Annotated in this window: 6 protein-coding genes; 4 read left to right on the plus strand and 2 right to left on the minus strand. The window is 73.4% G+C overall.

Translation table 11 applies throughout. The annotated features are described in order from the left end of the window. Nucleotides 1-1,256: 1,256 nt before the first annotated feature. From OZN99_RS05075 to OZN99_RS05085, 3 genes are all read left to right on the plus strand, one after another. A complete protein-coding gene (locus OZN99_RS05075; protein ID WP_270934095.1) occupies nt 1,257-2,021 on the plus strand; it encodes an SDR family NAD(P)-dependent oxidoreductase in 765 nt (254 codons plus the stop codon). A 417-nt stretch (nt 2,022-2,438) separates the two neighbouring features. Further along, nucleotides 2,439-2,810, plus strand: coding sequence for a hypothetical protein (locus tag OZN99_RS05080; protein ID WP_270934096.1), 372 nt, complete (start codon nt 2,439-2,441; stop codon nt 2,808-2,810). Next, complete coding sequence (locus OZN99_RS05085) at nt 2,807-3,025, plus strand: cysteine-rich CWC family protein (RefSeq protein ID WP_270934097.1); 219 nt, start codon at nt 2,807-2,809, stop codon at nt 3,023-3,025. Before OZN99_RS05080 ends, OZN99_RS05085 begins: the two co-directional genes overlap by 4 nt. Here the strand turns inward: OZN99_RS05085 and OZN99_RS05090 are convergent. Further along, nucleotides 3,019-3,612, minus strand: coding sequence for a pyridoxamine 5'-phosphate oxidase family protein (locus OZN99_RS05090; protein WP_270934098.1), 594 nt, complete (start codon nt 3,610-3,612; stop codon nt 3,019-3,021). The genes OZN99_RS05085 and OZN99_RS05090 overlap by 7 nt on opposite strands. Nucleotides 3,613-3,623: 11 nt before the next feature. Then, nucleotides 3,624-4,595, minus strand: a complete 972-nt coding sequence (locus OZN99_RS05095) for a Bug family tripartite tricarboxylate transporter substrate binding protein (RefSeq protein WP_270934099.1) — start codon at nt 4,593-4,595, stop codon at nt 3,624-3,626. A gap of 130 nt (nt 4,596-4,725) precedes the next feature. Here OZN99_RS05095 and OZN99_RS05100 point away from each other — a divergent pair, with 130 nt between their 5' ends. After that, nucleotides 4,726-5,841, plus strand: a complete 1,116-nt coding sequence (locus OZN99_RS05100; protein ID WP_270934100.1) for an enolase C-terminal domain-like protein — start codon at nt 4,726-4,728, stop codon at nt 5,839-5,841. Nucleotides 5,842-6,000 lie beyond the last annotated feature (159 nt).

The raw sequence follows: 6,000 nt of genomic DNA on the forward strand, positions 1-6,000 counted from the left end.
CCGACAAGCCGATCGCCACCATCCCCTACGCCGGCATCGACATGCGCAGCGCGTGCGAGCAAACGTCACGGGCGGCCGGCCTGTCCATGTCACGGAGTGCTGAGGGGCGACGCAAGCGGCCGGTCCGAGCGGATCGGTTATGCTCGGGCAGGGCGGAGCGGATGACGCAGACTGGCGGCCCCGAGGCCGGCCGTCCAGGCAAAGGGGCACGGGATAAAGCCAAACTGATGCTGCCTCTGGACGCGATTGGCACGCGATGGCCCCGGCCATCGGCAGATCCGCGTGGTGCCTTGTCCGGGCGAAGCATCGCCCGGGCGGAGCGTCGCCCCCTTATCCGAAATGCGCCATCAGCGACGTCGCCATGGCGACGATGCACCACCAGAGCAGAGCCGACAGGCCAAGAATGACCGGCACGCTCGGCGAAAGCGGCAGCACATGATCCGGCTGCATTTCATCCCCTTCCGGACTGGCAGTTCGACGGCCCACACCCCCAACGCGCCGCCACAACCTTTCCTAGAGGACGGCCACGGACACTTGCAACCACAATGTGATGTTGCATTGCACCTTAATTTACATTGTTCGAATGCTGTGTCCTGTGCGACACAATGTCGCGCGCGTCCGCGAGGCTACGGGTCAAGCCCAGGCTGCTGCTGCCGTCTTGGCGAGGGCCCCGATGCCTGGGAACAGCGTGCGGCGGAGAGCCGGGTGCCCCCGCCCTCTGCGTCTCGATGATCCGGATCTACCCTGGGCTGCCGGGGGCACAGGAAGCCTGGTCCCGGCGATCCGGTGACGATTGCTGTCGCGAGCCTGCTGGCCGCAGACACCGCCTGATCGTGCCCAAAGCCAATTTGGTTTCGCCGTGTTCCGCAGAACGCCAGCCTCGCGCGCGATCTCCCGCACGCCATCGCCATGCTTGGCCAACACCCGGCTCCAGGCCCGGACGCTGTTCCCGGGCATCCAGGCCACCGCCACCACGACGGAGCACCCTGCGCCTGGGTGAGCCGACCGACGCCGGGCGACGCTCACGCTGTCCGCCGCGGGCGTCACTTCGAACATGCAGACCAATGGCGCGGCCTTCGAGGATCTGCGCCGCGGACGGATCGGCTGGATCCCGGCACCCGACCCGCGCGCCGGAGCGCGGCAGCGCCGCAGCGTGTTGCAGTGGAGTCGCTGCCTGCAGCCCCTTGCCTGCGGCAGGGCGTGCCGGTCTGATGGTTTGCGCGGCGAGGCGGCCGCGCATCGGGGAGGGGAACAGCGTGGATCTTGCCGGGAAGACCGTGCTGGTGACGGGGGCGTCGAAGGGGATTGGGGCTGAGATCGCCCGCGCGGTGGGTGCGGCGGGCGCGACCGTGATCGCGCATTGCCGCAGCGACCGGGCCGGCGCCGAGGCTGCGCTTGCCGGCCTGCCGGCGGACCGTCGCCACATCCTGCTGGCCGACCAGGCCGAGCCGCGCAGTATGGACGGGCTGTGGCGGCAGGCGCTGGCGATCGCGCCACGGATCGAGGTGGTGGTGCTGAACGCGGCCATCTTCGTCAGTTCCGGCGGCATCGAGGATGGGATGGACGCCTGGGAGCACGCCTGGGAGACGCAGTGGCAGGTCAATGTCGCGGCCCCGACGCGGCTGATGAAGCACGCGGTGAACCACTTCGTGGAGCAGGGCGGCGGGGTGCTGGTGACGATGTCGTCATGGGCGGCGCAGCGCGGATCAGGCAGCCAGGCGACTATCGCCTATGCCGCGAGCAAGGCGGCGGTGAAGGCGGCGGCGCAGACGGTGGCGCGGCACTATGCGAAGGCCGGCGTGCTCTCCTACGTCGTCGCGCCGGGGGTGGTGCGCACGCAAATGAGCTTGGATGCGGCGGCGATCTCGGGCGGGGAGGAGAAGGTCACCGCCGGGCTGACGATGGGAGAATGGGTGCCGCCGGCGGAATTGGGCGCGCTGGTCGCGTTCCTGGCCACCGGCAAGGTTCGCCACCTGACCGGCGCCACCATCGACGTCAACGGCGCGTCTTACGTGCGGTGAGGGTGCGGGCGGGCCGGCACTGGCATTGGCGCGGATCCACATTGCGTGGCGGTGGCTGTGCTTCAGCCTGCTCGCAAACGGGCGGATGCATCCATGCGTCGCTCATCCGTCCTGGCGGAGATCTTGCACTCGCGCGGCCTGCCGAGGCCGAGATCGTCCGCTTGGAGAACGGCGGCGGATCGTCACGCAGTTGCTGAACGGCACCACCACGCGGCTGGAACAGGCGGAGGACGCCGACAACGGCCGGACCTTCCGGCAGGACACGACGCCGGCCCGGGTCGGCTGGCAGGGCGACTGGATGCCGGGCCATGGCAAGCGCATCGACCTGCCGCGCGTGACGGGTCCCACCGGCCGACTCGGGAGGAGTTCGTCCTCGACAGCACAACCGACCCCGTCATCGGCCGGCTCACCTGTCCCGTGGCCGCTACAGCGAGTGTGGTGCTGACCGTGAAGGCGCGGCAGCAGGGTCCGCGGCAGCGCTCGGCGGGGCTGTCCTTCGGCCTGCTCGAAGGCGACCGCGTCGATATCGCGCGGCCGCCCGGCTTCGGCGAGGGCGCGCTCTGCACCAGCCAGGGCGGCGCCGTACCCCACGCCGCGACACGGGCGGTGCGCCCGGCGGCAAACGACCCGCGCCCCTCGCCGGAGGCTCGCTGGCCTGATCTGGCGGCCGATGTCCCCGCCGTGCGCGACGTCATCACTCGCTTGGTGGCGGAGCGCCTGCTGCTGGCGGAGGCTGCGGAGGCGATGGTCGCCGCCGCAGCCGCCGGCACCCTGGCCAGCCTGCGGTGAACGACGTCGTCAGGCGCGTCGCCGCTGCCGATGCGGCGACCGAGGAGCGCGAGCGCAGCACCTGTCCCGCCTGTGGCCGCGCCATGCGCTGCGAGCCGGCAGGCCGGTGCTGGTGCATGGACCTGCCGCCGATGGCGCCCGTGCCGGAGGCCGGCGGGCGTTGCCTCTGCCCGGATTGCCTGACGCGGCTCGGCGCGACGCCGGCGGGTCAGTAGAGGTGGTCGCGGTAGCCCGTCGCAACGCGGGCCTCGGCCTCCGCCACGCCGATGCGGCCGGTCTGGTCGGCGAGGATGCGGCCGAGGCTCGGGATCTCGCCGGGTTGCGCGTGGCGCGCGGGGTCCCATAGCGCGCTGCGCTTCAGCGCCTTGCCACAGTGGAAGAACGCCTCCTCCACCGTCACCACCAGTGCGCTGCGCGGCGCGCGGCTGTCGACGGCGAGCGCGGCGAGGCGCGCGGCGTCGGTGGTCAGTTCCGCGCGGCCGTTCACGCGCAGCGTCTCCAGCACCCCGGGGACGAAGAACAGCAGGCCGAGGCGCGGATTCGCCGCCAGGTTCTGCAGGCTGTCCACGCGGTTGTTGCCGGGCCGGTCGGGGATCAGCAGCGTGTGCGCATCCGCCACCTGCACGAAGCCCGGCGCGTCGCCGCGCGGCGAGGCATCGCAGTTGCCGCCGGCATCGGCGGTCGCGATCACCAGGAAAGGCGAGCGGGCGATGAAGCCGATGGCGTGCGGGTCCAGCCGGTCCAGCTGCTTCGCCACGGCCAGTGGCGAGGGAGCGGGGTAGAGGTCGCGCGGGTTCTCCATCGCAGCGCGCCTCAGCTCGGTGTCGCGCCGGAGGCGCGGACCACCGGCGCCCATTTCGCCAGCTCCGCCGCGACGAAGGCGGCGGTGGCCTCCGGCGTCGTGCCGCGCACGCCGGGCTGGCCCATCTCCTCCAGCCGACGGGCGACATCGGGCTCCGCGACCACCGCGTTCAGCGCGGCGTTCAGCGCGGCGACGATGGGCGCCGGCGTGCCGGTGGGGGCGAAGACGACGTTCCAGGTATAGGCCTCGTAGCCCGGCATGCCGGCCTCGGCGAAGGTCGGGACCTCGGGCAGGGCGGAGGCGCGTTCCGGCGTGGCGATGGCCAGCGCGCGCACGCGCCCCTCCCGCACGAAGGGTACCAGCGAGGCCAGCGCGTCGGAGGCGAAGTCGAGCCGGCCGGAGATGAGGTCCGTCGCCATCGGCGCGGAGCCGCGATAGGGGATGTGCGTCGCCTCCGCGCCGACCTGCTGCAGCAGCAGCACCGAGGCGAGATGGCCCATCGAGCCGGTGCCGGAGGATCCGTAGTTCAGCTGCCCGCTGCGCGCGCGCAGCATGGCGACGAAGGCGGCCAGGTCGCGCGCCTCCAGCTCCGGCCGGACGGCCAGCACGATCGGCACGCGGGCCACCTGCGCGATCGGCGCGAAGTCGCGCAGCGGGTGGAAGGGCAGGCGGTCGCCCTGCAGCGCCGGGTTCACCGCATGGGTGGTGGCGGTGCCGATCAGCAGCGTGTGGCCATCGGGCGCGGCGCGGGCGACGATCTCCGCCGCCAGGGCGCCGCCGGCGCCGGGCCGGGGGTCCACCGCGACGGGCTGGCCGAGCCGGGCGGAGAGCCGTTCGGCGAACAGGCGGGCGACGATGTCGGTGGGGCCGCCGGCGGCGAAGGGGATGACCAGGCGGATCGGCCGCGCCGGGTAGGACTGCGCGGCGGCGAGGCCGGGCAGCGCGGCCAGCCCCAGGGCGATGGCGTCTCGGCGGCGCAGCATGCTCGTGTCCTTGTCCTGGCGGTGCCGCGAGCTTGCCGAAGCGGGCCGGCCGGCTCAACCCGGGCCGGCGCCGCATGGCGAGGCCCGGGGCGCGATGCCAGGATGCCCGCCGGGGAGAGGAGACGCGCCGATGAGCGACGCCGCTGGCATGGGCCGCACCGGCCTCACGATCCGCTCCGTCCGCACGCGCGGGGTGAAGGTGCCGCTGACCTTCCCGCTCGGCACCAGCGCGGCGACGGTGAGGGAGGCGCCGCTGCTGCTGGTCGATCTCGCCATCGAGGAGGGCGTGGTCGGCCGGTCCTACCTGTTCGGCTATACTCCGGGCGGGGCCCGCGCCATGGCCGTGCTGCTCGAGGAGGTGGTCGCGCTGGTGGCGGGGCAGGACGCGGCGCCGCGCACGATCGCGCTTGTCCTCGGCCGTCGGCTGGCGCTGCTCGGCGTGGCGGGACCGGTGCGCATGGCGCTGGCGGCGCTGGACGTGGCGCTGTGGGACGCGCTGGCCATCGCGCGCGGCGTGCCGCTGGCCACGCTGCTGGGCGCGCGGCCCGGGCCGGTGCGGGCCTACAACAGCAGCGGCCTGGGCCTGATGCCGGCCGAGGCCGCGGCGGAGGAGGCGGTGAAGCTGCTGGCGCGCGGCTTCGGGGCGGTGAAGCTGCGGCTGGGTCATCCGACGCTGCAACAGGATCTGCGGGTCGCGCGCGCCGTGCGGCGCCGGCTGCCCGACGATGTCGCCATGATGGTGGACTACAACCAGGCGCTGAGCGTCGCGGAGGCGATCCGTCGCGGCCGGGCCCTGGAGCAGGAGGGTGCCTACTGGCTGGAGGAGCCGGTGCGCCACGGCGACCTGCGCGGCCAGGCCGCCATCGCACGCGCGCTGGCGCTGCCGCTGCAGGCCGGGGAGAACTTCGACGGCCCGGCGGCGCTGCAGGCGGCGCTTGCGGCGGAGGCCTGCGACTACGTCATGCCCGACCTGGCGCGCATCGGCGGCGTGACCGGCTGGATCGAGGCGGCCGGCATCGCCGCGGCGCAGGGGGTGGAGATGTCGTCGCACCTGTTCCCCGAGGTCAGCGCCCATCTGCTGGCCGCGACGCCGACGGCGCATTGGCTGGAATACGTGGACTGGGCCGATGCGATCCTGGAGCAGCCGCTCGAGATCCGGGACGGCCAGGCCATCATCCCCGACCGGCCCGGCCATGGCATGAGCTGGGACGAGGGCCGCCTGGCGAGGCTGCCCGGGATCGGCTGAACCCGCCGCCGCTCGCACCACCCGGCCCGATCGTCTATGCCGGGTCCGCCCGTGTCCGAGATCCGTCCCGCACCCCGATCGCGCCCCGCCGCCCGCTTCGGCGCGCGCCGCCGCCTGTCCGCCCGGCGGGAGCCCTCGCCGCCGGCGGCCCGGCCCGTG

Origin of the sequence: Falsiroseomonas oryzae, from assembly GCF_027856955.1 — a bacterium.
GTDB classification, from domain to species: Bacteria; Pseudomonadota; Alphaproteobacteria; order Acetobacterales; family Acetobacteraceae; genus Falsiroseomonas; species Falsiroseomonas oryzae.